At 69.7% G+C, this 25,967-nt stretch carries 14 protein-coding genes and 1 pseudogene; 4 read left to right on the top strand and 11 right to left on the bottom strand.

Annotated elements, in window-relative coordinates; genetic code table 11:
• Positions 1-128 precede the first annotated feature (128 nt).
• Positions 129-2,870, bottom strand: a complete 2,742-nt coding sequence (locus WMF29_RS23780) for an ATP-binding protein (protein ID WP_437331025.1) — start codon at positions 2,868-2,870, stop codon at positions 129-131.
• Positions 2,871-2,952: 82 nt separating this feature from the next.
• Between WMF29_RS23780 and WMF29_RS23775 the strand changes: the two are divergent.
• Positions 2,953-3,581: pseudogene (locus tag WMF29_RS23775) on the top strand (ATP-binding protein).
• 597 nt (positions 3,582-4,178) lie between these two features.
• On the opposite strand, the gene WMF29_RS23770 reads toward WMF29_RS23775, so the two are convergent.
• Together WMF29_RS23770 and WMF29_RS23765 are read right to left on the bottom strand one after the other, a co-directional pair.
• Positions 4,179-6,257: a tetratricopeptide repeat protein gene (locus tag WMF29_RS23770; RefSeq protein ID WP_437331024.1), complete on the bottom strand. Its 2,079-nt coding sequence runs from the start codon at positions 6,255-6,257 to the stop codon at positions 4,179-4,181.
• A gap of 215 nt (positions 6,258-6,472) precedes the next feature.
• On the bottom strand, positions 6,473-7,684 hold the full coding sequence (locus WMF29_RS23765) for an HD domain-containing protein (protein ID WP_437331023.1): 1,212 nt from the start codon (positions 7,682-7,684) through the stop codon (positions 6,473-6,475).
• An 814-nt stretch (positions 7,685-8,498) separates the two neighbouring features.
• On the opposite strand from WMF29_RS23765, the gene WMF29_RS23760 reads away from it, so the two are divergent.
• Both WMF29_RS23760 and WMF29_RS23755 read left to right on the top strand, forming a co-directional pair.
• The gene (locus WMF29_RS23760; protein WP_437331022.1) at positions 8,499-10,931 is read left to right on the top strand and encodes a protein kinase domain-containing protein; all 2,433 of its coding nucleotides are present in this window, start codon (positions 8,499-8,501) and stop codon (positions 10,929-10,931) included.
• Between the two features lie 65 nt (positions 10,932-10,996).
• Positions 10,997-11,320, top strand: a complete 324-nt coding sequence (locus WMF29_RS23755) for a hypothetical protein (protein ID WP_437331021.1) — start codon at positions 10,997-10,999, stop codon at positions 11,318-11,320.
• Between the two features lie 16 nt (positions 11,321-11,336).
• Here WMF29_RS23755 and WMF29_RS23750 read toward each other — a convergent pair whose 3' ends face one another.
• Together WMF29_RS23750 and WMF29_RS23745 are read right to left on the bottom strand one after the other, a co-directional pair.
• Positions 11,337-11,663, bottom strand: a complete 327-nt coding sequence (locus WMF29_RS23750; RefSeq protein ID WP_272093246.1) for a rhodanese-like domain-containing protein — start codon at positions 11,661-11,663, stop codon at positions 11,337-11,339.
• Between the two features lie 81 nt (positions 11,664-11,744).
• On the bottom strand, positions 11,745-14,717 hold the full coding sequence (locus WMF29_RS23745) for a PAS domain S-box protein (RefSeq protein WP_437331020.1): 2,973 nt from the start codon (positions 14,715-14,717) through the stop codon (positions 11,745-11,747).
• 323 nt (positions 14,718-15,040) lie between these two features.
• On the opposite strand from WMF29_RS23745, the gene WMF29_RS23740 reads away from it, so the two are divergent.
• Positions 15,041-17,620, top strand: a complete 2,580-nt coding sequence (locus WMF29_RS23740) for a DEAD/DEAH box helicase (protein WP_437331019.1) — start codon at positions 15,041-15,043, stop codon at positions 17,618-17,620.
• A 178-nt stretch (positions 17,621-17,798) separates the two neighbouring features.
• On the opposite strand, the gene WMF29_RS23735 is transcribed toward WMF29_RS23740, so the two are convergent.
• The 6 genes from WMF29_RS23735 to kdpF are packed head-to-tail and all read right to left on the bottom strand — an operon-like array spanning position 17,799 to position 25,888.
• Positions 17,799-18,515: a response regulator gene (locus WMF29_RS23735; RefSeq protein WP_437331018.1), complete on the bottom strand. Its 717-nt coding sequence runs from the start codon at positions 18,513-18,515 to the stop codon at positions 17,799-17,801.
• A gap of 15 nt (positions 18,516-18,530) precedes the next feature.
• The gene (locus WMF29_RS23730) at positions 18,531-21,257 is read right to left on the bottom strand and encodes a DUF4118 domain-containing protein (protein ID WP_437331017.1); all 2,727 of its coding nucleotides are present in this window, start codon (positions 21,255-21,257) and stop codon (positions 18,531-18,533) included.
• A gap of 14 nt (positions 21,258-21,271) precedes the next feature.
• A complete protein-coding gene (gene kdpC, locus WMF29_RS23725) occupies positions 21,272-21,844 on the bottom strand; it encodes a potassium-transporting ATPase subunit KdpC (protein WP_437331016.1) in 573 nt (190 codons plus the stop codon).
• Between the two features lie 20 nt (positions 21,845-21,864).
• On the bottom strand, positions 21,865-24,060 hold the full coding sequence (gene kdpB, locus WMF29_RS23720) for a potassium-transporting ATPase subunit KdpB (RefSeq protein ID WP_437331015.1): 2,196 nt from the start codon (positions 24,058-24,060) through the stop codon (positions 21,865-21,867).
• Positions 24,057-25,799 (bottom strand): potassium-transporting ATPase subunit KdpA, encoded by a 1,743-nt coding sequence (kdpA, locus tag WMF29_RS23715; protein WP_437331014.1) that lies wholly within the window; start codon positions 25,797-25,799, stop codon positions 24,057-24,059. Before kdpA ends, kdpB begins: the two co-directional genes overlap by 4 nt.
• On the bottom strand, positions 25,796-25,888 hold the full coding sequence (kdpF, locus tag WMF29_RS23710) for a K(+)-transporting ATPase subunit F (RefSeq protein WP_437331013.1): 93 nt from the start codon (positions 25,886-25,888) through the stop codon (positions 25,796-25,798). Before kdpF ends, kdpA begins: the two co-directional genes overlap by 4 nt.
• Positions 25,889-25,967: the final 79 nt, after the last annotated feature.

The raw sequence follows: 25,967 nt of genomic DNA, 5'->3' as shown, positions 1-25,967 counted from the left end.
GTGGGCTCCCCGTCGAGGCGTCGCTCGGGTGAGCCCGTCGGCTGCATGCGCGGGAGCCTAGCGCCTCGATGCAGGGAGCGATACCGCGACGTCGCGGTGGGGGGAGGCGTGGACGTCGCGCCGCGGGCTCACGCGGGGCCGGCGAGCGTCGCGGCCCAGGCGAGCGCCACGAACGCGACCTCGACGTCGTTCTTCTTGGGGACGAGGCGCTTCGTCTCGATGCCCTCGCTCGCGCGGAGGGGGAGCTGCTCCAGCGCCGCGAGCTCGGCGGCTTGCGCGGCGTGGAGATCCCGGAGCGCGGCGTCCGCCTCGGTCCATTCCTGCCGCGCGCGCTCGAGCTTCGCGGCGGCCTTGTCGCGCTGGGTCCCGGCGCGCCGGGCGGTGTCCCGGCCGGCGACGAGCCCGAGCAGCGCGGCGCCCACCGCGCCGGGGAGCGCGGCCACCTCGGCCTCGGCCTGGTCGTACCGCGCCTTCGCGGCGGCGATGCGCTCGCCGAGGCGCGCGATCCTGGGCGCGAACCGGCCGACGACCTGCTGCTGCTCGGCGGCGGCGAGCCGGGCCGCGGCGGCGCGGCAACGGGCGGCGAACGCCTCGAGGGGCTCGCCGTCGTCCTGCGCGAGCCCGAGCTCCTTGTGGACGGCCACGGCGGCCTCGGTCGTGCGGTAGGCGTGCTCGCGGAGCGCGCGCGCCGCGGCCTGCGCGGCGGCGCGCTTCGCGAGCGGGGCGGGCAGCTCGGCGAAGCGGGCGCCCGCGGCGGGCGCCGTGGCGAGCAGCGACGCGTCGAGCCGGGTGACGCGCGAGAGATCCGGCTTGCCATCGGGCAGGAGCGGGGCGGCGAGGAGCTGGCTCCGGTTGAGGGCGACGCCGAGCTTCGTGTCGCGCAGGTGGGCGATCACCGAGGCGGCCACCCAGGGGATGTAACGGAAGCCCTCCGGCGCGGCGGCAGGGGCGTGCGCGTAGAGGCTCCGCCATCCATCGGGCGGCGGCGGGGGTGCCGTCGCTGCCGGGGGCGGCGGTGCCGGCGCGGGCGGAGCGGCGTCTGCACGAGCGGCACCTCTGCGCAGCGCGGGCTGCAGTGCGGAGGGCGAGTGGCGCGGGTCGAGGAGGACCGTCCCGCCCGGGCCCACCGGCGCGCGATGGGCGGGGCTCGACGGGCCGGGCGACGCGCGTCTCGGATCTGGATGTGCGAGCCTTGGATCGAGAGAGTCGACTCTGGAATCTGGATGTATGGACCTCGAATCCAGAGAATCGACTCTGGAGTCTGGATGTACGGACCTCGAATCCAGAGAATCGACTCTGGAATCTGGATGTACGGACCTCGAATCCAGAGAATCGACTCTGGGATCTGGATGTGCCGACTTCGGATCGAGAGAATCGCGTGTCGGCTTGGGCGCTGCGGGCGCCGGCTTGGGCGCTGCGGGCGCAGGAGCAGGCGGGGGAGGGGAGATGCTCCGGACGAGGCGGCCCACCTCGCGCCGGGTGACCGGGCCGCGCAGCCACGACAGGCTGAAGCGCGTCTCGGCGAGGAACGACGGCGGCTGCATGTGGACGTCGCGCACGAAGAACGTGCGCGGGGGGAGCGCCTTCAGCGTGGCCGAGAGGGCCGCGGCCCCGACGCCGCCGGCGCCCCCGTCGGCCCCCGAGAGCCCCTCGACAACGCGCTCGCGGTCGGCGTCCGTCTGGAGCCGGCCGACGAACCACGCGCCGGCGTTCGAGAGCGCCTTGTAGTCGAGGTCCATCGGGTTCTGCGTGGCGAGGACGACGCCGACCCCGAAGGCGCGCGCCTGCTTCAGGAGCGCGAGCAGCGGCCGCTTCGTGGACGGGTTCGCCGGGTGCGGGGGCAGGAAGCCGAAGACCTCGTCGAAGACAACGAGGGCGCGCAGGTCGCTCGTGCCGGAGAGGCCGCGCACCCACGAGAGGAGCTGATCGAACAGCAGCCCGAGGACGAGGAGCCGCTCGTCGTCGTCGAGGTGCGCGACGCTGACGATCACCGCCGGGGTCTTGCCGCCGCCGTCGCCGCTTCCAGCCTGCGGCGCGAGCCACCCCGCGACGTCGAGCGGCGCGCCCTTGCGCCAGGTGGCGAACGTGGGCGAGGCGAGCAGGGTGTTGAGCTCGCGGGCGAGCGCCTGGCGCTCCTTGGGGGCGAAGAACTCGTCGACGCCGAGGGCGCCCACGGCGGCGATCGGCGGATCGGCCAGGTCCGCGAGCAGCTCCTCGAGCCCCGCGGCCCGCCGCGCGCGCAGCCGCCGCTCGGCGAGGTGCGCGAGCAGCACGTGCTCGCGGCTCCGCGCCGGATCCGGGTCGCGGCCGACGAGCCGGAGCAGGAGCGACAGCGAGGCCGAGAGCGCCTCGCGGGCGGCCTCCTCGTCCTCGTCCCAGAGCGGCGAGGGGGTCTCGAGCGCCGACAGCACGTGGACCGGCTCGCCGGCCGTGGTGCCCGGCGTCAGCAGGCGCGGGGCCATGCGGGCGCGGAGCGCGGCGACGTCGGCCGCCCCGAGCCCCGAGGAGGCGAGCCCGTCGCGCCAGCGCGCCGCGAGCCCCTCGGCGACGTCGGCCGTCGAGCGGCCGTCGCGCGCGGCGGCGGACGGGTCGATCCACGGCTCGAACTCGGCCGCGGAGAGCTCCGGGAACGTGAAGAGCAGGTTGGGCAGGTCGCCCTTCACGTCGACCATGAGCACCGGGACGCCCGAGCGCAGCGCCTCCTCGACGAGGACCATGACGAGCCCCGTCTTGCCGCTGCCGGTCATGCCGACGACCACGCCGTGGGTCACGAGGTGGTGCGCCGGGAGCTCGAACGGGCGCGCGCCGGCGGCGCCGGGATCGCCCGAGAGCGGGCGGGAGCGGCCCAGGGTGAAGGGGCGGGTCGGCATGAGGGCGGGCTCGTGCCATGGCGAGCGGGCTGTCGCAATGCCGGAGGGGGGCGGAGAAGGCGTCCCCCAGTAGCTCGGCGGGCTGGCCGTTAAGTTCCGGGAGAGGCAGAACACGATCGCTGAGATCGACTTCGATGACCGCTTTGCGCTGCACGTCGACGGCGAGTACATCGCCCGTGACAACAAGCGGACCGGTCGGCTGCTGCGGGAGACGAACCTACTGATCCCGACCGCGTGCCTGGAGGACATCGACTACGCTCCCAAGCTGAAGCTCGACCGGGCCCAGATTCGCCAGCTCTCGTCGGATCGCTGGATCGTCGACCACGCCAACGGGCTCATCAACGCGATGATCGGCATGGGCAAACGCGACCTGGACTGCGCCTTGGCGCACCAGGCGTGTCGCGCTGGCTCGGCGCGCTCTACCGGCGCGTGCCGCGCCTGCTCGAGGAATCACCCTCGCGCGCGCCGATGGGACGGTACACGCGCCTGTTGGAGCGGCTGGCGAAGATCGACGTGTTGGTGCTCGACCACTGCGGGCTCGCCCCGCTCAAGGACCAGGAGCGCCGCGACATGCTCGAGATCTTCGAGGACCGCCACGGCCTGCGATCGATGGTTATCACCAGTCAAATTCCTGTCGGAAAGTGGCACGATCACCTCGAGGACCGGACAATCGCCGACGCCGTCATGGACCGCATCGTCCACGACGCGTAACGCGTCGCGCTGAAGGGCACCTCGCGCCGCAAGGACATTGAGACCACCGAGACCTGAACCCCAGACCCCGACGGACCAGCGTTGCTCTCGCTCCGAGGGCGAGCACGATGCGCGATACCGGTGATCGCGTGATCTGCGTGACGCACGATGGGCGGTCTCCGCACGGTCGCTCTGCTCGCTGGGCGCTGTGCTGGGGGGCGGCCCGGCCTCGACGGGGCGAAGGGCCGTCCCTACCGCGCCCCGTATCCATGCATCGACGATGAGGCAGCCTTCACTCCACAGCCTGCGCGAACTCGCGCATGCGGGGCGCAATGCGAGCCGCGGCGTGCCGTGAAACGACGGCGCGCGGCTCGGGCTGACGGAGGGGCAGCTACGTCGTCGCGCCCAGGCCCATCCCCTTCGCCTACGGCGAGCCCAGCCCCGAGCCCCTCAATCCCGCGGACAACTAGGCGATCGAAGTCGCCTTCGAGGCCACCGCGCTTCGCGCGCTCGCCGCCGGCTTCCGCGTCTTCGCGATGCACGCGGCGCACGCCTGCCTGCATTCGAACCGTTTGGATTCTTTCTCCCGCCGTTTCTCAATGAAATTGAGGGGATCCGTCAGGCGCGCCTCAAGACGCCTCCGAAAAAGTGAGCGATGACGCTGGTCTTTGCAGTCTTGATAGCCGACGATTCCTGCGGTGCGATCGCTTCGAGTTCGTCGATGTACTTCGCCTCTGGGCGCTCGCTCCCCAGAACGCTCCACAAGGAGGAACCGAATTGCACGAGCTTCACGAGCCCCGGAACGCTGTGCCGCGATTTTTCGACTTGCCAAAGGGCTTCGTGACAGGTGTCGAACAGCGAGCGCATCCGCTGCTCGTAGAGATAAGAGTACGCCGCACCCAGACGCCGGCGATCGAACTCCGACACTTCCCTCGCGCGCCCGACATTGACCATGTCAGCCGCATTGGCCACAGCTGCTCGGGTGGTGTTGTAGGTTTCATGAACCTCGTTGGGATTCTTCGCGGTGTTGGCAAGGACGCGGTTGCGAATCTGGATCCTGATCGCCGGATCCGTGGTCTTCTGCGCGAGCGTCAAGGCGATGTTGTCCGCCACCATGCGACACCTCTTGCTTCGCGCCTTCGCCTCGAGCTTGCGAAGCTTTTCCTTGGTATCAATGTCTCCCCCAGCTGTATTTGTCAGAATAAGAATGTAGCGCGCGAAAAAGTCAACGGAACTATCCGATTCGGCTAGCTCACGGGCAGTTTCGGCATGGCGCGAGGCCATTTCGAAATTTTTAAGGCCCTCATAACACAATGCAAGCTCAATATGCGTCCATGAGCGTCGCGCGTTGGGTACCCCCTCGGCCTCCTCAAGTACGCGCCGATGCGCATCAATAGCGTCATCGAAGCGGTCAAGCATCCGCAGGGCACCGCCAAGATAGTACGAGCTCTTGGCAGCCTCCTTATGATATCCGGCCGCGTCCAGGAGTCGGATGAGTTCCGTGGACATGAGACGTAGATCACGGTAGCGTGCAACATCGGAAATCGCCTCGAGGAACACGTTGGCAGCTACGAGCACGCGATCTAGGCGCGTTTTGTCGCCCCGTTCGATCTCGTCCTGAAGCATCCAGAGAAGGACGGGGAACGGGCTCCTGAGCGCCATCCTTGGCTTCCGAGATGGATTGTAATCAGGTGCCTTGATCCATTCGAGGGAAAGTTCGCCTTCTCCCCATCTCTGCCCAAGGAACACGTCAGCGGCTCTGTGCGCGATTTCTCTTCGTTCGTCCTGAGAGATCAGCTCGTGCGTGACGAAGTCCCGGACCTGTTTCGGCACAATCAGGAGTTTTCGAGATGTGGCAGTCGCATCCCGTGACGGATCTCGAAACGAAGTCTCGATGTCGACGATGGGAGCCGACTGAATCAGATGAAGATGCTGCAACTGGGTCACATTGGCAGGATAGAACGGCTCGCGTTGGTGAAAATGGCGAATGGATGAAAAGTCGAATCTTTGGATGGTGCCGAATGTTTCGCCATACGTGAGCATCGCGAGCAACTTGAGCATCTTCACGTTGCGGCGCATATATTGGTTGTCGGACCCATCCATCTGCCGGATGAGTTGACGGATCGAGGCGCAAAAAAACTCGTATTCACCGTCAGAGGAGAAATCGTGCTCCACGCTGGGGCTCACGACCTCCTCGAACGATGCGGCATGGAGCGCTTCGAGCATGCGATCGATGTAGACGGGAATCCCTTCCGATCGCGAGTAAAGCCGGTCGAATAGATCGGGTTCGGCGAGGAGTATGTCCCCGCCGGGATGGGACATGACATAACGCTTGCATTCCACCTCCCCCAGAGCCGCCAGTTCGACCACGGGAAACCTCGACCCGGCACCAGGAACAAAGCGAGAAGCCAAAATAATGCTGGCTGTGGGCATCGCCCGCAATAGCACGTTAGCGATTCGCTCACACTCGATGACGGTCGGCGAGACGGCGTCGGGCGACGGCGTCAGCTCCTGTGGAATTCGATCGAGCAGAATGGTCGGCCTCGACTGGCCATGGGCGTCGATCTGCCCTCGGACCCTGTCCAGAACATCGCTGTCTCTGGCCTCAACAAGGGCTTGGAGCAGAGTGTCCGTCTTGATTCGTATCACCTTGACGGATCGATCATCGACGCCTCGAATGGTGAAGCAGGACGCCACGAACCCGTCCCTGCCCAGCCCCCACTCGGCAACGAGCCAAGTGACCCGATGCGTGGACAGCGCCGTCTGAACCGACTCTCTCTCGTCGCTTCGGATAGTGAGATGATGAGGATGTACGAGCAGTTCTCGTTGCGAGACAATGGCAGGCAAACCGGAGACCGGCCGCGATTCGCTCGTCGCGGCTCCCTCATCGAGGGGAGCAATGGGTTCCGGCGCTACCGGCTCATCACACTCTTTTTTTTTTCGCTCTCCGCCGCGGGAGGCTTCTGCTCTTTGCTATCTGCCGTCTCCGGAGGTGATGGGACTACCACCGGAACCGAGAATACGGGCGTGTCGCTACTGACCTGAGGGAGGGACTGCGCGCGATCCGTCGGCTTGGGACGTCGAGGCATCGCAGGTTCCGGTGCGAAGAGCGCGACGTGCCCATTGTTGATCGCGACGGAATGCGGAGGCGGAGTTTTACCATCTCGCACACCGGAAGCCATCTGCCTCAGATCGTCAGGAAACCGAGCGAGAACGTCCTGTGCTTCGTCCTGATCCGCGAGGGGGATCTCTCGTGGATCCCACGACGACCCCTCCGGCGGAACCAGCCACAGCGTCATGTGCGAGAAGCGCAGCCCCTCGGGGAAGAAGGCGTTGCAGGTCAGGCGCTCGGAATTGATCTTGAGAAGCTTCTTGATCGCGAAGAGCGTGAATGGAATCGACGTCCCATTGTCTTCGACGAGGAAGGCCAAGTCGTCGGGCCGGAACTCGACCTGAAATTGCACTTCTCGACGGTTCGTTGTGCTCGGGGGATCGAGGTAGATAGCGCGAATACGCTGGTTGAAGCGCCAATATTTCACCGAATCGGGATACTTCGTGGCGATCTCGCGCTTCTGAAAGAGATCCTCGTCGCCTCTGCGGTAGTCTTCGTCCAATTCGTCCGCTAGGCGCACGAGGGCACAGATCACCATCGCGTTCGCCGGGAAGTCACCGATCTTGTGTTTCGGCGGGTAACGCTTGCACTTTTGCCTGATGTCGGCGTGCGAACTGTGCGAGAAGATCGCGGTCTGGATGAGCTCTCGCTCCAGACGGTCGAAGATGTACGAGTTCCGCTCGCCGAGCATGAGGTCGGCGCCGATCTCGGCATGATGATCGCGGGCCTGAAGCAACCCTACATCGTGGTAGAGCACCGCCATCATCGCGGTCCACAGCTCGAATTCGTTCACATAGGTGAGCGGATTGCGACCGAGGATCTCGTCGAGCTTCTTCAGCACGCGAATGATGTGATCAGGGCCGTGGCTGTTCGCTCCAGGAAATTCGGCGACGGTCTGCGTATACTCGACCTTCAGTAGCCGCTCCTTCAGCACGGAGTACGTGTCGATAAAGTTGCGACCCCCGTCAACCTTGTACCGATGAAGGATTTCTTCGATGTTGAGACGGACCATGATGCGGTAGATGTTTGCGGAGGCGGGGGCGGCGGAGCCGTGACGAGAAGTGCAGCGCCGGCGCGACTGTACCTGTGCGCAGCATAGTCGGCAAGAGGTTAGGTCTCTGTGGGCGAGCGCGTTTTGCCGCTGTTCTCCTCGGTACCAACTGCGCGTAAAATTTCTTGACAATTGGGCCAAGGTGCGCAAGGGCGGCTAGGGGGTGCGGGAGAGGAAGGACCGATTTTTGCCGCCCCCGCCCATCTGCGGGTCCACCTGGACCCCCTTCGGCCGGCGTCTCACCATCGAGGCGTGTCCTCGTGCCCTGCATCCCGCTTGCGCTGGGCGTACCTCCGCTCGCGCCGCCGCCGGCCGCCCGGTCTGAAGGCGGCCTGCTTAGGTGTAAGCTGCGGTATCGCATCGGTAGCTCTCCGACTGTGCTGCTAGTGCATGAGCGCCATGAGCTCGACCTCAGTGTCATCTGGCAGATTGAGCCGGGCATCGACAAGGAGCCGCTCGCAGCAAACACGGCCACGTACCAGAACGATCACACGGCGAAGCCTAAGCGGCGCGCACGCTTTCGCCGCGCGTGCGAGACCTACTGCCGAATCGCCCCCCGAACGCGCGAGCTCGTGCCCGAGGCGGCTCCCCCAGCTCCTGGCGCTCCGAACTCGGCGCTCCCTCGGAAAGGCGGCGGCGGTGTGGCGTAGGAGGAGCGTCGCTCGCCCACGCGGCCGCGGCGACCGTGTTCCGCTGTCCCCGCATTCTGTCGCCCCACCCCCGACGCCCCGCATCTTCGCGTCAAAAAAGGCGGGAGCGCGGCTATAGTGTGCCCATGGAGGTCGGGCCATCGGAACCGGATGCCCCCGCGTCAACGGCGGGCATCCCAGCGATAGGCGAGGTCTTCGCGCAGAAATACCGCCTGGAGCGCAGCCTCGGCCGGGGCGCCATGGGCGTCATCTTCGCCGCCGAGCACGTCTCGCTGCGCCAGCGCGTGGCCGTCAAGTTCCTCCTCCCCCGCGCGATGACGCTGCCCGGCGCGAGCGCCCGCTTCCTGCGCGAGGCGCGCGCCGCGGCGGCGATCCGCAGCGAGCACGTCGCCCGCGTCATCGACGTCGGCACGGCCGACCGCGGCGTCCCCTACCTCGTCATGGAGTACCTGCGCGGCCGCGATCTCCAGCGGGAGATCGAGGCGCGCGGCCCATTGCCCGTGTCCGAGGCGGTCGATTACGTGATCCAGGGCTGCGAGGCCATCGCGGAGGCGCACGCGCGCGGCATCGTCCACCGGGACCTCAAGCCGGGGAACCTCTTCCTCACGACCGGCGCGACCGGCGCGCCCATCGTCAAGGTGCTCGATTTCGGCCTCTCCAAGTCGGCCGGCGCCGAGGACGACGGCAAGCTCACGGCGTCGGAGATGATGCTCGGCTCCCCCTGCTACATGTCGCCCGAGCAGGTGCGGTGCTCGAAGGACGTCGACGAGCGCACCGACATCTGGTCGCTCGGCGTCATCCTCTACCAGCTCCTGACGGCGCGGTTTCCCTTCGAGGTGTCCAGGATCTCGGCGCTCTTCGTCGCCATCGCCATGCAGGCGCCCACGCCGCCGCGGGTGCACCGGATGGAGCTGCCGGCCCGGCTCGAGGACCTCATCCTGCGCTGCCTCGAGAAAGAGCCGGAGGTGCGCGTCCAGACCGTGGCGGATCTGGCGCGAGAGCTCGCGCCGTTCGGCACGGAGCACTCCGCCCGCGCCCTGGCGCAGATCGAGGCGATCGCCCGGGGCAAGGCCTTTCCGTCGTCCCGGCCCCTCGGGCCCTCGGGCGACGGCGTCGCGAGCACGCTCCCCGCCGCGGCCAACGACGGCCCGGGCGCGTCGTCGACCCTGCCGGACGCCGACAAGGGGGCGGGAGCCGGGGCAGGTCCCTGCTCGACGGCGCTCGCGCCCGGCGGCGACCACGTGACCACCCTGCCCAGCCAGGGCGCCGCGGCGGCGACCTCGTCCAGCGCCGACGCCTCGTCCAGCGGCGAGCGTCGCACGCTCCCCCTCGTGGCCGCCGGCGAGCGACCCACGCTCGCGCTGGCTCGGAGCTCCGGCCCCACGACCCCGGCGCAGGACAGCAGGCCCACGCTGAAGATGGCGCGGAACGACCGGTCCTCTCCCGGGGGGAGCTCCGAGGACGGCCCCACGCTGACGATGCCCCGAAGCGACATCCTCGCGCTGACGATGGCGCAAGGCAGCGGTCCCGTGCTGGCGACGCCGCAGGGCAGCGGTGCCGCGCTGAAGATGGCGCAGGACATCGGCCCCGCGCCGGCGACAGCGCAGGACAGCGGTGCCACGCTGAAGACGGCGCAGGACAGCGGCATCGCGCTGAAGTCGGCTCCCGAAGAAGGTCCCACGCTGACGATGGCGCGCGAGGAAGGCCCCACGCCGACGACGGCGCGCGAAGAAGGCCCCACGCCGACGATGGCGCGCGAGGACGGTCCGACGCCGACGCCGAAGATGGCGCGCGAGGAAGGCCCCACGCTGACGATGGCGCGCGAGGAAGGCCCCACGCTGACGATGGCGCGCGAGGAAGGTCCCACGCTGACCATGGCGCGTGAGGAAGGCCCCACGCTGACCATGGCGCGCGACGACTCCCCCACGCTGACCATGGCGCGCAAGCGCGGGGCGACGCCGCGGCAGCTCGGTGTGGGCAAGCGGGCGGTGCCGCTGACCCAGCCGGACGGGAAGGAGATCGCCGGGAGCCCGCGCGAAGGGACCGAGCGCCGCCGCGATCGGTGGAGCTCCCGCGCGTTCCGCTGGCGCCGCAATGCGGGCGCGTGGATCGCGGCCGCCGCAGCGCTCCTCGCCGCCGTGGCGCTCGGCGCGGCGCGGTGGACAGCGAGCTCGAACCCGCCGGTGGCCGGCAGCGCGCCGGCGGGCCAGGACGCGCCGATGGCCCTCGCGAGCACGGCCGGCCCCGCTCCGTTCAGCGCGCCCCTGCCAGCGCCCTCCGGCGTCGCGCGCGCGCCGGCCCCGGAAGCGCCCTCGCAACCTGCGGATCCGGCCGGGGCCGACGCGCCCTCCACGTGGGCCGGCGACACCGCCGCCACGACGCCCGAGCCCGCAGCGGTCCCCGAGCACCGCTCGCAGGGGGTCCGGCCTCCCAAGGCGCGGCGGCCCGGCACCCTCGCGCCCCCGCGCCCGGGGCCCGTCTCGCCAGAGCGCGGCGCGTACGGCGGCGGGGCCGAGGACGTGTACGAGGGCCTGGAGCCGATCCGCGACAAGCGGTAGACCGGCCACGCGCTCCCCGCGCGGGTCGGCCTCGCCGGACCGGGCGGACCGCAGGGACAGGCATCATGGCGAAGAAGAAGCTCTCGGCCCGCGCCGCCCGGCGCGAAAGCGATCGCACGTCGGCGAAGCTCATCCGCGATATCGAGCGGCTCGCGCTGCTCGAGCCGGGCCACACCCCCGGCCGCGCCATCGCCCTCGACGCGGCCTCGCAGGTCGAGGTGGCCGCCCGGTCGATCCCGTGCCCGCGCTGCCGCGGCGCCTTCCGCGTGGAAGACCACACGGCCGAGACGCTCGACGGCGTCCGCCTCCGCGTCGCGAAGGTCGCCTGCAGCGCGTGCGGCGCAGGCCGATCGCTCTACTTCCGGCTCGGCGCCGCCTCGCTCAACTGAGCTCGTCGATGGGGGATCAGTACCGCGGGACGCTCTCGTCGATGTGGATCGACCACGCATCGATGCCGCCCTGGAGCGAGGCGACGCGCTCGTGGCCGAGCTTCTCCAGGAGGGCGGCGGCCGAGAGGCTCCGGACGCCGTGGTGGCAGTAGGCGACGACCAGCGCGCCCTCGCCGGGCGCCACCTCGTCGGCCCGCTCGACGAGCTCGTTCAGCGGGATCAGCGTGCTGCCCGGCAGCGCAGCGATGTCGTGCTCGCCGGGCGTGCGCACGTCGAGGAGGTACACGGGCTCGCCCGCCTTCAGCTTCAGAAAGAGCTCTTTCACGGAAATCTGTTGGACCATGGCCCTGCTCGCCATCCCGCCAGGGGCGGCGCCGTAAAGGCTTCTACCTAATCGAAGGAGCTCCCCCGGAGCAACCGCCGCTCATCGGCTCGTCCGATCCGTCGGATTCGTCGGCTCCGTCCGATTCGCCGAATCCGTCTGTTCCGTCTGTTCCGTCTGTTCCGTCTGTTCCGTCGGATTCGTCCGATTCGTTCGATCCTTGGTGAGCGCCGCGATCACCCCGACGAGCTCCGCCGGATCCAGGGGCTTGGCGACGTGCGCCTGGTACCCGGCGCCGAGCGCCCGCGCCTTGTCCTCGGCCCGCGCCAGCGCGCTGAGCGCGACGGCCGGCGTCGCCCCGCCGCGCGCCTCGCCGAGGCCCCGCACCCTGCGGATGAGCTGGAAGCCGTCCTCGCCCGGCATCCCGAGGTCGCTGACGAGGACGTCGGGCCGCTCCTGCGAGAGGATGGCCAGCGCCTCGGCGGCCGATCCGGCGGTCGTGACCGTCGCCTCGCACTCCTCCAGCACGCGCTGGGCGACCTCGCGCGCGTCGGGCTGGTCGTCGACCACCAGCACCCGCAGGCCGGCGAGCGACGCGCCCGGGTAGTCGGCCAGCGCCTCGACGCACGCCTCGCTGGGGCGCGCCGCCGCGTCCGGCGCCTCCTGCGAGACGCCGGCGAGCGGCAGCCTCACGGTGAAGGTCGCGCCCAGATGCTCGCCGCGGCTCGCGACGTCCACGGTGCCGCCGTGCAGCTCGACCAGGTGCTTGACGATCGAGAGCCCGATGCCGAGCCCGCCGTGCTTCCTCGTCGAGGACGCGTCCGCCTGCCGGAAGCGCTCGAACAGGTGGGGGAGGAACTGCGGGGCGATGCCCATCCCGGTGTCGGTCACCGACAGCGCGGCGTGCGCGCCCGCGCGCCGCAGCGCGACGTCGATCCGCCCGCCGGGGGGCGTGAACTTCACGGCGTTCGACAGGAGGTTCCAGACGACCTGGTGGATCCGCGCGGGGTCCCCCCTCAGCGAGCTCGCCTCGGGGTCGATGCTCGAGGCGACAGCGATCCCCTTCGTCTCGGCCGCGAGCTGGATCGCCTCGAGCGCGCTCCGGATGACCGACGGCAGGTCGACAGGCTGCACGTCGAGCCGCAGCTTCCCCGAGACGATCCGGCTCATGTCGAGCAGCTCCGACACCATGTCGGCCTGGAGCCGCGCGTTGCGCTCGATGACCTCGAGCCCCCGCGCGAGCGTCGGCGGCTCGGGCACCCGGCCCCGCAGGATGCGCGCCCAGCCCAGGATGGCGTTGATGGGCGAGCGCAGCTCGTGCGAGAGCGTCGCGACGAAGTCGTCCTTGACCCGGCTGACGCGCTCCGCCTCGTCGCGCGCGGCGCGCTCGCTGTCGAGGAGCTTCTGGCGCTCTTCCTCCGCCAGCCACTCCGCGGTGACGTCCTCGGTGATCCCCATGAACGAGTCCACGGCGCCGCTCGGCCCGAGCTCGGGGATGACCCGGGCGCGGAATCTCCGCTCGCCGATGCTGAACTCCATCCGCTGCGGTCTGATCGTCGCGAGCACCTCGCGGCACGCGGCCTCGCTCATCTCGACAACGTCGGGCGGGAGCCCGTTCTCGCGGGGCGTCTTGCCGAGGTAGTGCTCCGGCGGGAACCCCATCACCGTCGCCGAGGTGGGCGACATGAAGGTGCAGCGCAGGCCGCGATCCAGGCGGTAGATCACGTCGGGCGAGTTCGCCATCAGCGACGCGAGCTCCCGCTCGCGAGCGCGGAGCTCGTCCTCCAGGCGCTCGCGCTCGGCGAGGACCCGCTGCGCCTCGTCGAGCGCCGCGAGGAGCCGGCCCTCGCTCTCGCGCAGCGCCTCCTCCGTGCGCTTGAGCCGGCTGACGTCCAGACAGATGCCGATCCAGGCGGTGATCTTGCCTTGCTCGTCGCGGACCGGGACGCCTCGATTGAGGACGGGGTGGACGGCGCCGTCAGGGCCGAGGTACCGGAGCTCCTCCTCGAACGGCTCACCCGTCTGCACGCACCGCTCGAAGATCGCCACCTTGTGCCGATCCTCGGGGTGGAGCGTCTCGATCCACCCGTGCTTCGAGCACTGCTCTTGCATCATCCCGGCCATCCTGAGGAATGCGTTGCTGGCGTAGACGTTTCGCCCCTCGGCGTCGCTGACCCAGACGCCATAATCGATGGATTCACCGATGGCGCGGAAGATCTGTTCGCACCTCCGGACCGCCGCCTCCGATTGCCGGAGCTCCGTCATGTCGAGCACGATCGCGAAGCCGGCCTCCTCGTACCGCTCCCCGGGCAGCAGACAGCCGCTCACCAGCATCTTGAGGCGCGTGCCGTCGCGCAGCACATAGGTCCTCTCGAAGGGCGTGAACGCCCACCTGCTCGACCGCAGCTCCGCCAGGGCGCGGTCGCCGGCGGCGCGATCCTCCGGCGACATGTCGGCATCCCAGCGGACGAGGCCGGCCGCGACCTCTTCCCGCGTGTGGCCCACGAGCTTCAGATAGGCGTCGTTCGCCTCGATGATGCGTCCGTCATGCGTCCAGAAGGCCATCGGCGCCATGTCGCTGTAGAAGATGTTCCGCAGCCTGGCCTCGCTCTCCGCCAGCGCCTGCTCCGCGGCGAGCGCCCGCTCCTCCGCGTTCCTCGGCTCGGTGATGTCCTCGACGAGCACCACCGCGCGATACGGCCTCTGCCGGACGTCACGGACGAAGACGCCGGTCACGTGGAGCCAGCGGACGCCGCCGTCCTTGCAGCGGCAGCGCATCTCGAACGTGAGGTCCTCCTCGTCCGCTTCGAGGAGCGAGCGCCACGCCGCGAGCGAGCCCGTGCGGTCTTCCGGCAGGGCGAGATCCGACAGCTTCTTCTGGCGAAGCTCGTCCTCCGAGTACCCAAGCAGCAGGCAAAGCGAGCTGCTGACGCGCAGGATCCGCCCGCTCGACGCGTCGATCTGCGCGGTTCCCCTGCTGGGCGATCGCGTCGCCCAGACTGGCTGTCCGGCCGTCTCCCCCATCCCCGCCCGTCCCGATCCTCCATGCACCGGCCCGATCGGCCGTGTGTGCATGGTGTTCCCTCCTGCTGTTTCGTCCGGCCACGCTATCACGATCGCGTGACGCTGCGGGCGGCATGGCGACCCGATCGCCTCCGTCCTCTGCTCGTCCGGATCGCCTGGACGGAGCCTGCTGCGCCTGCTCCGTCTCTTCCGTCTGCCGTGTCTGTCGCGCCAGCGCGTCAGCGGTGTCGGTTCCGCCCGCTGCGTCGCTCCCGTGCCGACGGCGCGTCGTCGGCGATCCGACCTGGACATGGAGGAGTTTGCTTGCATTCGCGCTGAAACCAGGCTTCTGCATGGATGCGCGCGCGCCCGCGGGCGCGCGCCCGACAGCCGCCATGGATCAAGCCACCGCTCCGCTCCTCGCTCGCCTCCCGCCGTCACCTCACGACTTCACGGCCGACGACCTGCTGAACGGCTTCCTCGACTACGTCGCCGAGCGGGGGCTCGAGCTCTACCCGGCGCAGGAGGAGGCCATCCTCGAGATCTTCGGCGGCAAGAACGTGATCCTCAACACGCCGACCGGCTCGGGCAAGTCGCTCGTCGCGGCCGCCATGCACTTCAAGGCGATCGCCGAGGGGATGAAGTCGTACTACACGTGCCCGATCAAGGCGCTCGTCAGCGAGAAGTTCTTCTCGCTCTGCAACGACTTCGGCCCCGAGAACGTGGGCATGTTGACGGGCGACGCGGCCGTGAACCGCGACGCGCCCATCATCTGCTGCACGGCGGAGATCCTCGCGAACATCGCGCTCCGCGAGGGCGAGAAGGCGCTCTGCGACTACGTGATCATGGACGAGTTCCACTACTACTCGGATCGCGATCGCGGCGCGGCCTGGCAGATCCCGCTGCTCACGCTGCCGCAGGCGAGGTTCCTGCTCATGAGCGCCACGCTCGGAGGCACCGAGTTCTTCCAGGAGGAGATCACGCGCCTGACGGGCGAGCAGACGGCCGTGGTCAAGTCGACCGTGCGCCCGGTGCCGCTCGACTTCGAGTACCGCGAGACGCCGCTCCACGAGACCGTCGCGACCCTCGTGAAGAGCGGCAAGGCGCCGATCTACATCGTGAGCTTCACGCAGCGGGGCTGCGCCGAGGAGGCGCAGAACCTGATGAGCCAGGACTACTGCACCAAGGAGGAGAAGCGGGCGATCACCGCCGCCCTCGCGGGCGCAGGGCCGGGGTCCGCGTTCGGGGGCCCCTTCAAGTTCTCGAGCCCCTACGGCCGCGAGGTGCAGCGCTTCGTCAGGCACGGGATCGGGCTCCACCACGCGGGGCTCTTGCCGAAATACAGGCTGCTCGTCGAGAAGCTGGCCCAGCAGGGGCACCTCAAGATCATCTGCGGCACGGACACGCTCGGCGTCGGGGTCAACATCCCGATCCGAACGGTGCTGTTCACGAAGCTCTGCAAGTTCGACGGCGAGAAGACGGCCATCCTGAGCGTGCGTGACTTCCAGCAGATCAGCGGCCGGGCCGGCCGGAAAGGGTTCGACACGCAGGGGAGCGTCGTCGCCCAGGCGCCGGAGCACGTCATCGAGAACATGAGGCTCGAGGCGAAGGCGGGGAACGACCCGGCCAAGCGGCGGAAGATCGTCAGGAAGAAGCCGCCGGAGAAGGGCTATGTGCACTGGGACCGGCAGACGTTCGAGAAGCTGATCCAGTCGCCGCCCGAGCCGCTCGTGTCCCGGTTCCAGGTCACGCACGGCATGCTCGTCAACGTGCTCGGGCGCGAGGAGGGCGGCTGTCAGGCGCTGAAGCGGCTCATCCGCAGCACCCATGATCGGCCGGCGGTCCGGCGCCAGCACGGGAGGACGGCGATGCTCCTCTTCCGCTCGCTCGTGGAGGCGCGCATCATCGAGTTCGTCCCCAGGGAAGACGGGCCGGGCAAGCGCATCCGCATCAACGCGGATCTCCAGGAAGACTTCTCCCTGAACCACGCGCTCTCGCTCTACGTGCTCGAGACGGTGGGCAAGCTGGATCCAGACAGCGGCACCTACCCGCTCGATCTCTTGACGCTCGTCGAGTCGATCCTCGAGAACCCCGATCTCATCCTGCAAAAGCAGCTCGATCGGCTGAAGACAGAGAAGCTCGCGGAGCTGAAGGCGGCGGGCGTGGAGTACGAGCAGCGGATGGAGGAGCTCGAGAAGCTCGATTATCCGAGGCCGAACCGCGAGTTCATCTACGGGACCTTCAACGACTTCGCGCGGCGGCACCCCTGGGTAGGGCAGGAGAACATCCGTCCGAAGGGCGTGGCGCGCGAGATGTACGAGCAATACCTGTCGTTCAGCGAGTATATCCGGGAGTACAACCTGGAGCGGGCGGAGGGGCTGCTCCTCAGGTACGTCTCCGAGGTGTACAAGGCGCTCGTCCAGACCGTGCCCGAGTACGCGAAGGACAGCGACACCATCGACATGATCGCCTATTTCCGGGCGCTCATCCGTGGCGTGGACTCGAGCCTGCTCGACGAGTGGGAGCGGCTGCGCGACCCGTCGTTCCAGCCGCGCTCGGCGGCCCCGGGCGGCGCCGGGGAGCCGGCCGCGTTCGACGTCACGCGGAACGTCAAGGAGTTCACGGTGCTCGTGAGGAACGAGCTCTTCTTCTTCCTGCGCGCGCTGGCCCGCCGCGACTACGAGGTCGCCGCCGAGATGGTGGAGGGGGAGGAGGCGCCCTGGACGGCGGAGCGGCTGGACGAGGCGCTCCGTGGCTATTACGCGGAGCACGCCGCGATCCGCACCGATCCGGCGGCCCGGAGCCCGAGCAACACGATCATCCACCCCGCCGAGGACGGCGGCTCCTGGGTGGTCCAGCAGATCATCGCCGATCCGGAGGACCACAACGACTGGATGCTCGACTGCAAGGTGGATATCGATCGCTCGCGCGAAGCGGGGCGGCCGGTCATCGTGCTCCGGCGCATCGCGAGCTGAGGGCGCGCTCCCTCGCCAGAGCACCGATCGCGTTGAAACCCGGAGAATTTTCACAGGGAGGCGGGGAGGCGGGGAGGAAGAAAAAATGAATTTCTTCCTCTTGCCGTCTCTCGCTCCCCGCCTCCCCGTCTCCCTGTGAACTCCTGCTTTTTCTCGTGGTTTCAACCCGTTTATCGCTCTACGGCTCGACTCGAGTCCCCTTGAGCCGATAGCCCACGCCGGGCTCGGTGATCAGGATCTGCGGTCGCGCCGGGTCGCGCTCCAGCTTGTGACGGAGCTGCGCCATGTAGACGCGCAGATAGTGTGTCTGCCCCGCGTAGGCAGGGCCCCACACCTCACCGAGGAGCTGGCGATGAGTCAGCACCTTCCCGGCGTGTCGGATCAGCGTCGTGAGCAGCTTGTACTCGATCGGTGTCAGGTGGATCTCCTCGCCGCCCCGCTGCACGACCCGGCGCGCGAGATCGACATCGACGTCCTGCACCTTGAAGGTCGAGCTCTCCGCCTTCGCCCCGTGTGCCGCGTGGGCGGCATGGCGCAGCGCCACACGCAGCCGCGCCAGGAGCTCGCCCGCGCTGAACGGCTTGGTCAGGTAATCGTCGGCGCCGCCGTCCAGGGCGTCGATCTTGTCCTGCTCCTGGCCGCGGGCCGACAGCACGATGATGGGGACAGCTGTCCACTCCCGGAGCCGCCGGGTCACCTCCAGGCCATCCATGTCCGGGAGCCCGAGATCGAGGAGCACGAGATCCGGATTGCGCGTCGTCGCCTGGGCGATCCCCTCGGCGCCCGTCTCCGTCTCCACGAGCCGGTAGCCGCGGGCCGCCAGCATCGCGCGCAAGAACCGGCGCATCTGCGGCTCGTCCTCGATCAGCAGCACGAGAGGAGACGCTTCCGCCATCGCGCACCCACGATATCAAGCGCCGGCGGCCGCCGGCAGCTCCGGGGCGGCGAGGTTCGGCGGGCGGCCCTCGATGGGCAACGTCACGCGGAAGACCGCGCCCCCATGAGGCCGATTCTCGGCCGTGATCTGTCCGCCGTGCGCGGCCACGATGCCGCGGCAGATGGTGAGGCCGAGGCCGAGGCCGCGCTGCGTCTGGCCGCGGCCTCGGTGGAATTTCTCGAAGATGGTCTCCTCCTCGCCGGGCGGCAGGCCTGGACCGCGATCCATGATCTCGAGCATCGCCGTGCTCCGCTCGGTGAACCCCCGGATCCCGATCGGGCTGCCGGCCGGCGAGTACTTGAGCGCGTTCTCGAGCAGGTTGATGAGCACCTGCTCCATCAGCACGCCATCCATCGGGACGAGCTCCGTCGCCCGGTCGAGCTCGATCGAGACCTCCCGGCCTTCGAGGCGCTCCTCGACCCGGTTCAGCGCTGCCCCCACGATCTCCTCGAGCGGCAGCCACTCCTTCTTCACCGCGAGCGCGCCGGACTCCAGGCGCGTCATGTCGAGCAGGTTGCGTACGAGGCGCTCGAGCCGCTGCGCCTCCTCCAGCACGGTCTGCGTCAGGTCGCGCCGGGCCGCCGGGTCGAGCGCGGCCCCCTCGTCGAGCAGCGCGCCCGCGACGCCGGTGATCGTGGCGAGCGGCGTGCGCAGGTCGTGCGAGACCGAGCTCAGGAGGGCGTTGCGGAGCTCCTCCGCCTGTGCGTGGAGCTGCGCGCGCTGGGCCTGCCGCGCGAGCAGGGCGCGCTCCAGCGCGAGCGCAGTCTGCGTGGCGAAGGCGCCGAGCAGCTCGCGCCGGCCCAGGTCGAGGGACTGCCACGACCCGCGCGGCCGGACGCTGAGGACGCCGATCGGCCCGGAGGACCCCTGGAGCGGCAGGTGCATCGCGCCCGCGCTCGGGAGCGTGTCGGTCCCGGCCCCCGCGACCTTGCCGCGCGCATACGCCCACTCCGCGACCGCCCGCTCCTGCTCGCCGGCGACCACGCCCTCCGCCGTCCCCGCGCAGACGGCGAGGCGGCCGCCCGGGCCGGGCAGGAGGACGACCGCATCCGCCTCGAAGACGTCGCGCACGTGGCGCGCCGCCGCGAGGCTGAGCTTGTCGATGTCGCGCAGGGCGGTCAGCTCCCTGCTCATCGCGTAGAGCGCCGCGGTGCGCTGCTCGCGCTGGCCGGCGCTCTCGGCGCCGCGGCGGATGCGCACGGTGAGGCCGGCGATGATCAGCGCCACGAGCAGCATGATCGCGAACGTGACGAGGTACCGGAGATCGCTGACCACGAAGGTCAGGTACGGCTTGACGAAGAAGAAGTCGAAGGCCGCGACGCCGAGCACCGACGCGAGCACCGAGGGGCCTCGCCCGAAGCGGCTCGCGACGAAGACGACCCCGAGCAGGTACACCATGATGAGGTTCGCCAGATCGGAGAACGGGTGCATGACCCACGAGAGCAGCGTGCAGAGCGCCACCACGCCCGCGCTGAGGGCGTACGCCAGCGGTGCGACGCGGCGCCGCTCCGGCGACCCGACCTCGGACCGCTGCGCCACCGCGGTCCCCTGGATGACATAGACGTCGATGTCGCCGCTCTGGCGCACGAGATCGTCGAGGAGCGAGCCGTAGACGAAGTCCTTCCAGCGAGGGTGGGTCGGCTTGCCGACGACGATCTTGCTGACGTTGTGCTGCCTGGCGTACCGCAGGACCTCCCCGGCCACCTCCGCGCCGTGGAGCTGGACCGTGCTGGCGCCGAGGCGCTCGGCGAGCGCGAGGTTCCGGTCGACCCGCTCGCGGTCGGCCTGGGAGAGCCGCGCCTGCGCCGGCGTCTGCACATAGACCGCGTGCCACTCCGCCTTCAGGCTGCCGGCCATCCGCCGCGTCGCCCGGATGAGCCGCGCTGACATGGGGCTCGGCCCGACGCAGACGACGATCCGCTCGGCGACGGCCCACGTCTTCTGGATCCCGTGGGCGCGCATGTAGCCGCGCATCTGATCGTCGACGCGCTCGGCGGTGCGCCGCAGGGCGAGCTCGCGCAGGGCGATCAGGTTGCCCTTGCGGAAGAAGTTGCTCGCCGCGCGCTCGATCTGCTCCGAGAGGTAGACCTTGCCCTCGCGCAGCCGCTCGAGGAGATCGTCCGGCGGGAGGTCGATGAGCTCGATCTCGTCGGCGCGCTCGATCATCGAGTCGGGCACCGTCTCCCGGACCACGACGCCGGTTACCTGGGCCACCACGTCGTTCAGGCTCTCGATGTGCTGGACGTTGACGGTGGTGTAGACGTCGATCCCCGCGTCGAGGAGGTCCAGGACGTCCTGCCAGCGCTTCGGGTGCCTGAGCCCCGGCGCGTTCGTGTGCGCGAGCTCGTCGACGAGGAGGAGCTTCGGAAGGCGCTCCAGCGCGGCCTCGAGGTCGAAGTCGCGCAGCGTCCTGCCGCGGTGCTCGACCTCGATCGCCGGCAGGCGCGGCAGCGGCGGAGGCCCGTCGAGGAGCGCCTCGGTCTCGGCGCGCCCGTGCGTCTCGACCCACCCGACGACGACGTCGACCTCCTCCGCGTGGAGCGACCGCGCCGCCTCCAGCATCGCGTACGTCTTGCCGACGCCGGGCGCGGCGCCGAAGAAGATCTTGAGCTTGCCCTTCCCCTCGCGCTCCTCCTCCTCCGCGCGGGCGGCGGCGAGCAGCGCCTCGGGATCCGGCCGGTCGTCGCGTGCGTCCGCCACCGCTCGCGCTCTCCTCAGCGGGCGCCGTCGAGGGCGAGGTTCAGGAGCAGCACGTTCACGTGGGGCTCGCCCAGGAGCCCGAGCCAGCGCCCCTCGGTGTGCCGCGCGACGAGCCGGCGAACCTCGTCGTCTCCCAGGTTCCGCGCGCGCGCCACGCGCCGCACCTGGACCTCCGCCGCCGCGGGGCTGATGTGCGGATCGAGGCCGCTGCCGGAGGCGGTCACCAGGTCGACCGGCACCGGCGCGGCGGCCTCCGGATCCGCGGCGCGCAGCGCCTCGATCCTGGCCTTGACCGCCTCGGCCAGGGCAGGGTTCGTGGGCCCGAGGTTGCTCCCGGAAGAGGCCTGCCCCGCGTAGGGGACAGGGCTCGTCGCCGAGGGGCGGCCCCAGAAGTAACGCGGATCGTGGAACGGCTGGCCGAGCAGGCTTGATCCGACCACGCGGCCGCCCTGGAGCACGAGGCTGCCGTTCGCCTGGTGGGGGAACGCGGCCTGCGCGACGGCGGTCGAGAGCAGCGGGTAGGCGAACCCCGTGAGGCCGGTGAGGGCGAGGAGGAGGACGAGGGCGGGTCGCAGGTGCGCGAGCATGGTGTTCTTTCCTTGGGACCTCAGGCGAGGCCGAGGGCGGAGAGGAGGAGATCGATCCCTTTGATGCCCACGAACGGCGCGATGAGCCCGCCGAGGCCGTAGACGAGCAGGTTCCTGCGGAGCATCCGCTCCGCGCCGACGGACCGGTAGCGGATGCCCCGGAGCGCGAGCGGGATGAGCGCGACGATGACGAGCGCGTTGAAGATCACAGCGGAGAGCACGGCGCTCCGCGGCGTGGCGAGCCCCATCACGTCGAGCCGTCCGAGCGCAGGATACGTCGAGACGAAGGCCGCCGGGATGATGGCGAAGTACTTCGCGACGTCGTTCGCCAGGCTGAACGTCGTGAGCGCGCCCCGCGTCATCAGGAGCTGCTTGCCGATCTCGACGATCTCGATGAGCTTGGTCGGGTTCGAGTCGAGATCGACCATGTTCCCGGCCTCCTTCGCGGCCTGGGTGCCCGTGTTCATGGCGACCGCGACGTCCGCCTGCGCCAGCGCGGGGGCGTCGTTCGTCCCGTCGCCGGTCATGGCGACGAGCCTTCCGCCCGTCTGGTAATCGCGGATGAGCGAGAGCTTGGCCTCGGGCGTGGCCTGCGCCAGGAAGTCGTCGACGCCGGCCTCGGCGGCGATGGCGGCGGCGGTGAGCGGGTTGTCGCCCGTGATCATCACCGTCTTGATGCCCATGCGCCGGAGGTCGCCGAAGCGCTCCTTGATGCCGCCCTTCACGATGTCCTTGAGGTGGATGACGCCGAGCACGGCGCTGTTCTCGGCGACCACGAGCGGCGTGCCGCCCTTCCGGGCGATGGCCTCCGTCGCCGCCCGCACCGCGGGCGGGACCGCGCCGCCCTTCTCCTTGACGTAGGCCTCGATCGCGTCGACGGCGCCCTTCCGGATCTCGCGCGCGCCGCTGTCGACGCCGCTCATCCGGGTCTGCGCGGTGAAGGGGACGAAGCGGGCGCCGAGGGTCGAGAGATCGCGCTCGCGCAGGCCGTACCTCTCCTTGGCGAGCACGACGACGCTGCGCCCCTCGGGGGTCTCGTCGGCGAGCGAGGCGAGCTGCGCGGCGTCGGCGAGCGCCTGCGCCCCGATCCCGTCGGCCGGGATGAGCTCCGTGGCCTGCCGGTTGCCGAGCGTGATCGTGCCGGTCTTGTCGAGCAGCAGCACGTCCACGTCGCCCGCGGCCTCGACCGCGCGGCCCGACATGGCGATGACGTTCGCCTGGATCATGCGGTCCATCCCGGCGATGCCGATGGCCGAGAGCAGCCCGCCGATGGTGGTGGGGATCAGGCAGACCAGCAGCGCCACGAGCACGGTGATGCTGATCGGCGCTCCCTGTCCTGCCGCCCGGACGCCGTAGATCGAGTACGGCAGCAGCGTCACGGTCGCCAGGAGGAAGACGATGGTGAGCGCGGCGAGCAGGATGTCGAGCGCGATCTCGTTCGGCGTCTTCTTGCGCTTCGCCCCTTCGACCATCGAGATCATGCGGTCGAGGAACGCCTCGCCGGGGTTTCTGGAGATGCGGAGGATGAGCCAGTCGGACAGGACGCGCGTCCCGCCGGTGACCGCGCTCCTGTCGCCGCCGCTCTCCCGCACCACGGGGGCGCTCTCGCCCGTGACGGCGCTCTCGTCGACGGACGCGACGCCGACCACGATGTCGCCGTCGCCGGGGATGATCGCGCCTGCCTCCACGAGCACGAGGTCTCCTCGCCGGAGGCTCGACGCCCGCACGGTGGTCTGCGCCGCGTCGCGCTCCGGGGCGGAGAGCTTCACGGCCTCTACGTCGCGCCGCGCCTTGCGGAGCGTGTCCGCCTGCGCCTTTCCGCGCCCCTCCGCCATGGCCTCCGCGAAGTTCGCGAAGAGCACGGTGAACCAGAGCCACAGGGAGATGGCGAGGACGAAGCCGGCCGGCGCGTCGCCCTCGCGCTCGCGCTGAAAGAGCGCGTGCACGAACAGGGCCGTGGTGAGCGCGCTCCCGGCCAGCACCACGAACATCACCGGGTTGCGGACCTGGTGGCGCGGGTCGAGCTTGCGGAACGCGGCGACGATCGCCGGCCTCAGGATCGCGGGGTCGAGGAGGGGCCTCGCCGCGGTCTTCTTCCCCTCCACGTCGCGGGACGGGTGGCGTGACCTCGGAGGCGGCGACAGCTCGGGGAGCACGGGAGCAGGCGCGCCGCGCCGGGGGCTCGCATCGCCGGTGCGATGAAGGTCCATGGTCATCGGGTCATCTCCAGGTGCTCGACGATCGGCCCGAGCGCGAGCGCGGGGACGTACGTGAGCGCCCCGACGAGCACGACGGTGCCTGTCAGGAGCGCGACGAACAGCGGTGTGTGCGTGGGCAGCGTGCCCGGTCCGGCCGGGACGAGCTTCTTCCGCGCGAGCGAGCCCGCGAGCGCGAGCACGGGGACGATCAGCGCATAGCGGCCGACGAGCATCGCGACGCCGAGGGCGGTGTTGTAGAACGGGCTGTTCGCGCCGAGGCCGCCGAAGGCGCTGCCGTTGTTGTTCGCGCCGGACGAGAACGCATAGAGCACCTCGCTGAACCCGTGCGGCCCGGGGTTGAAGACGCCCTTCCGCCCCTCCTCGGTCATCACCGCGATGGCGGTGCCGAGGAGGACCGTGATCGCGGGGAAGAGCACGACGAGGGACGCCATCTTCATCTCGAACGCCTCGATCTTCTTGCCGAGGTATTCCGGCGTGCGGCCGACCATCAGGCCGGCCACGAAGACGGCGATGACGACGAACATGAGCATGCCGTAGAGGCCGGAGCCGACCCCGCCGAAGACCACCTCGCCGAGCTGCATGAGCCAGAGGGGCACGAGCCCGCCGAGGGGCGTGAAGGAGTCGTGCATCGCGTTGACCGAGCCGTTCGAGGCCGCCGTGGTGGCGGTCGCCCAGATGGCGGAGCTCGCGACGCCGAAGCGCGCCTCCTTCCCCTCCATGTTGCCGCCGGCCTGGAGCGCGCTCGCCGCCTGATCGACGCCCAGGCCGGAGAGGGCGGGGTTGCCCGCCTGCTCCGAGGCGATGCAGGCGACGAGGAGGACCGCGAAGATGGCCGTCATCGCGGCGAGCACCATCCAGCCCTGGCGCCTGTCGCCCACCATCCGGCCGAACGTGTGGCAGAGCGCGGCGGGGATGAGGAGCAGCGCGAGCATCTCGAGGAAGTTCGAGAGGGCCGTGGGGTTCTCGAACGGATGGGCCGAGTTCACGTTGAAGAAGCCGCCGCCGTTCGTCCCGAGCTGCTTGATCGCGATCTGCGACGCCGCGGGCCCCATCGGGATCACCTGATGAACGACCGCGCTGCCGCCCTGGTCCTTGACGGCCTGGAGCAGCGACGCGCTCTGGTAGCCCCCGAAGCCCTGCACGACCCCCTCGGACACGAGGAGGACGGTGAGCAGGAGCGAGAGCGGCAGGAGGATGTAAAGGGTGCTCCGGACGAGATCGACCCAGAAGCTGCCGACGGTGTCCGCCGTCTTCCGCGTGATCCCGCGGATCAGCGCGACGAGCACGGCCATCCCGGTCGCGGCCGAGACGAAGTTCTGCACGCCGAGCCCGGCCATCTGCGTCAGGTAGCTGAGCGTCGACTCGCCGCCGTACGCCTGCCAGTTCGTGTTGGAGGCGAAGCTCGATGCGGTGTTGAACGCGAGATCGGGCGGGACGGCGGCCATCCCCTCCGGGTTCAGGGGCAAGGCGCCCTGGAGCCGCAGGAGGGCATAGACGGCGACGAGCCCGGCCAGGTTGAACGCGAGCACAGCGAAGGCGTAGTCCTGCCAGCGCATCTCCTGATCCGCGCGCACGCCCGCCGCGCGGTAGATGAGCCGCTCGACCGGCCCGAGCACGCGGACCATGAGGCCGCGTTTTCCCTGGTAGACCCGCGCCATGTAGAGGCCGAGCGGGACGGAGAGGCCGATGAGGCCGGCCAGGTAGATCGCGGCTTGCAGCGCCGCGCTGGCGGTCATGACAGGCTCTCCGGCTTGAGGAGGGCGAAGAGCAGATAGAACAGCAGGCCCAGGGCGAGGATGCCCGAGATCCAGGTGAACGCGGTCATGGCGCTCAAACCCTCTCACAGAGCTTGATGAGCCCTGCGAACAGCGAGAACAGGAGGAGCGTCAGCCCCATGTAAACCA

Source organism: Sorangium sp. So ce381 (genome assembly GCF_051473845.1).
GTDB classification, from domain to species: Bacteria; Myxococcota_A; Polyangia; order Polyangiales; family Polyangiaceae; genus Sorangium; species Sorangium atrum.
Note: the sequence above shows the minus strand (reverse complement) of the source record. Positions and strands in the feature narration are given on the sequence as shown.

What these genes read in the sequence shown, in the direction of transcription:
- WMF29_RS23780 (WP_437331025.1), bottom strand. Translation starts at nt 2,870, where the DNA reads ATGCCGACCCGCCCCTTCACCCTGGGCCGCTCCCGCCCGCTCTCGGGC.
- WMF29_RS23765 (WP_437331023.1), bottom strand. Translation starts at nt 7,684, where the DNA reads ATGGTCCGTCTCAACATCGAAGAAATCCTTCATCGGTACAAGGTTGAC.
- WMF29_RS23760 (WP_437331022.1), top strand. Translation starts at nt 8,499, where the DNA reads ATGGAGGTCGGGCCATCGGAACCGGATGCCCCCGCGTCAACGGCGGGC.
- WMF29_RS23755 (WP_437331021.1), top strand. Translation starts at nt 10,997, where the DNA reads ATGGCGAAGAAGAAGCTCTCGGCCCGCGCCGCCCGGCGCGAAAGCGAT.
- WMF29_RS23750 (WP_272093246.1), bottom strand. Translation starts at nt 11,663, where the DNA reads ATGGTCCAACAGATTTCCGTGAAAGAGCTCTTTCTGAAGCTGAAGGCG.
- WMF29_RS23745 (WP_437331020.1), bottom strand. Translation starts at nt 14,717, where the DNA reads ATGCACACACGGCCGATCGGGCCGGTGCATGGAGGATCGGGACGGGCG.
- WMF29_RS23740 (WP_437331019.1), top strand. Translation starts at nt 15,041, where the DNA reads ATGGATCAAGCCACCGCTCCGCTCCTCGCTCGCCTCCCGCCGTCACCT.
- WMF29_RS23735 (WP_437331018.1), bottom strand. Translation starts at nt 18,515, where the DNA reads ATGGCGGAAGCGTCTCCTCTCGTGCTGCTGATCGAGGACGAGCCGCAG.
- kdpC (WP_437331016.1), bottom strand. Translation starts at nt 21,844, where the DNA reads ATGCTCGCGCACCTGCGACCCGCCCTCGTCCTCCTCCTCGCCCTCACC.
- kdpB (WP_437331015.1), bottom strand. Translation starts at nt 24,060, where the DNA reads ATGACCATGGACCTTCATCGCACCGGCGATGCGAGCCCCCGGCGCGGC.
- kdpA (WP_437331014.1), bottom strand. Translation starts at nt 25,799, where the DNA reads ATGACCGCCAGCGCGGCGCTGCAAGCCGCGATCTACCTGGCCGGCCTC.
- kdpF (WP_437331013.1), bottom strand. Translation starts at nt 25,888, where the DNA reads ATGACCGCGTTCACCTGGATCTCGGGCATCCTCGCCCTGGGCCTGCTG.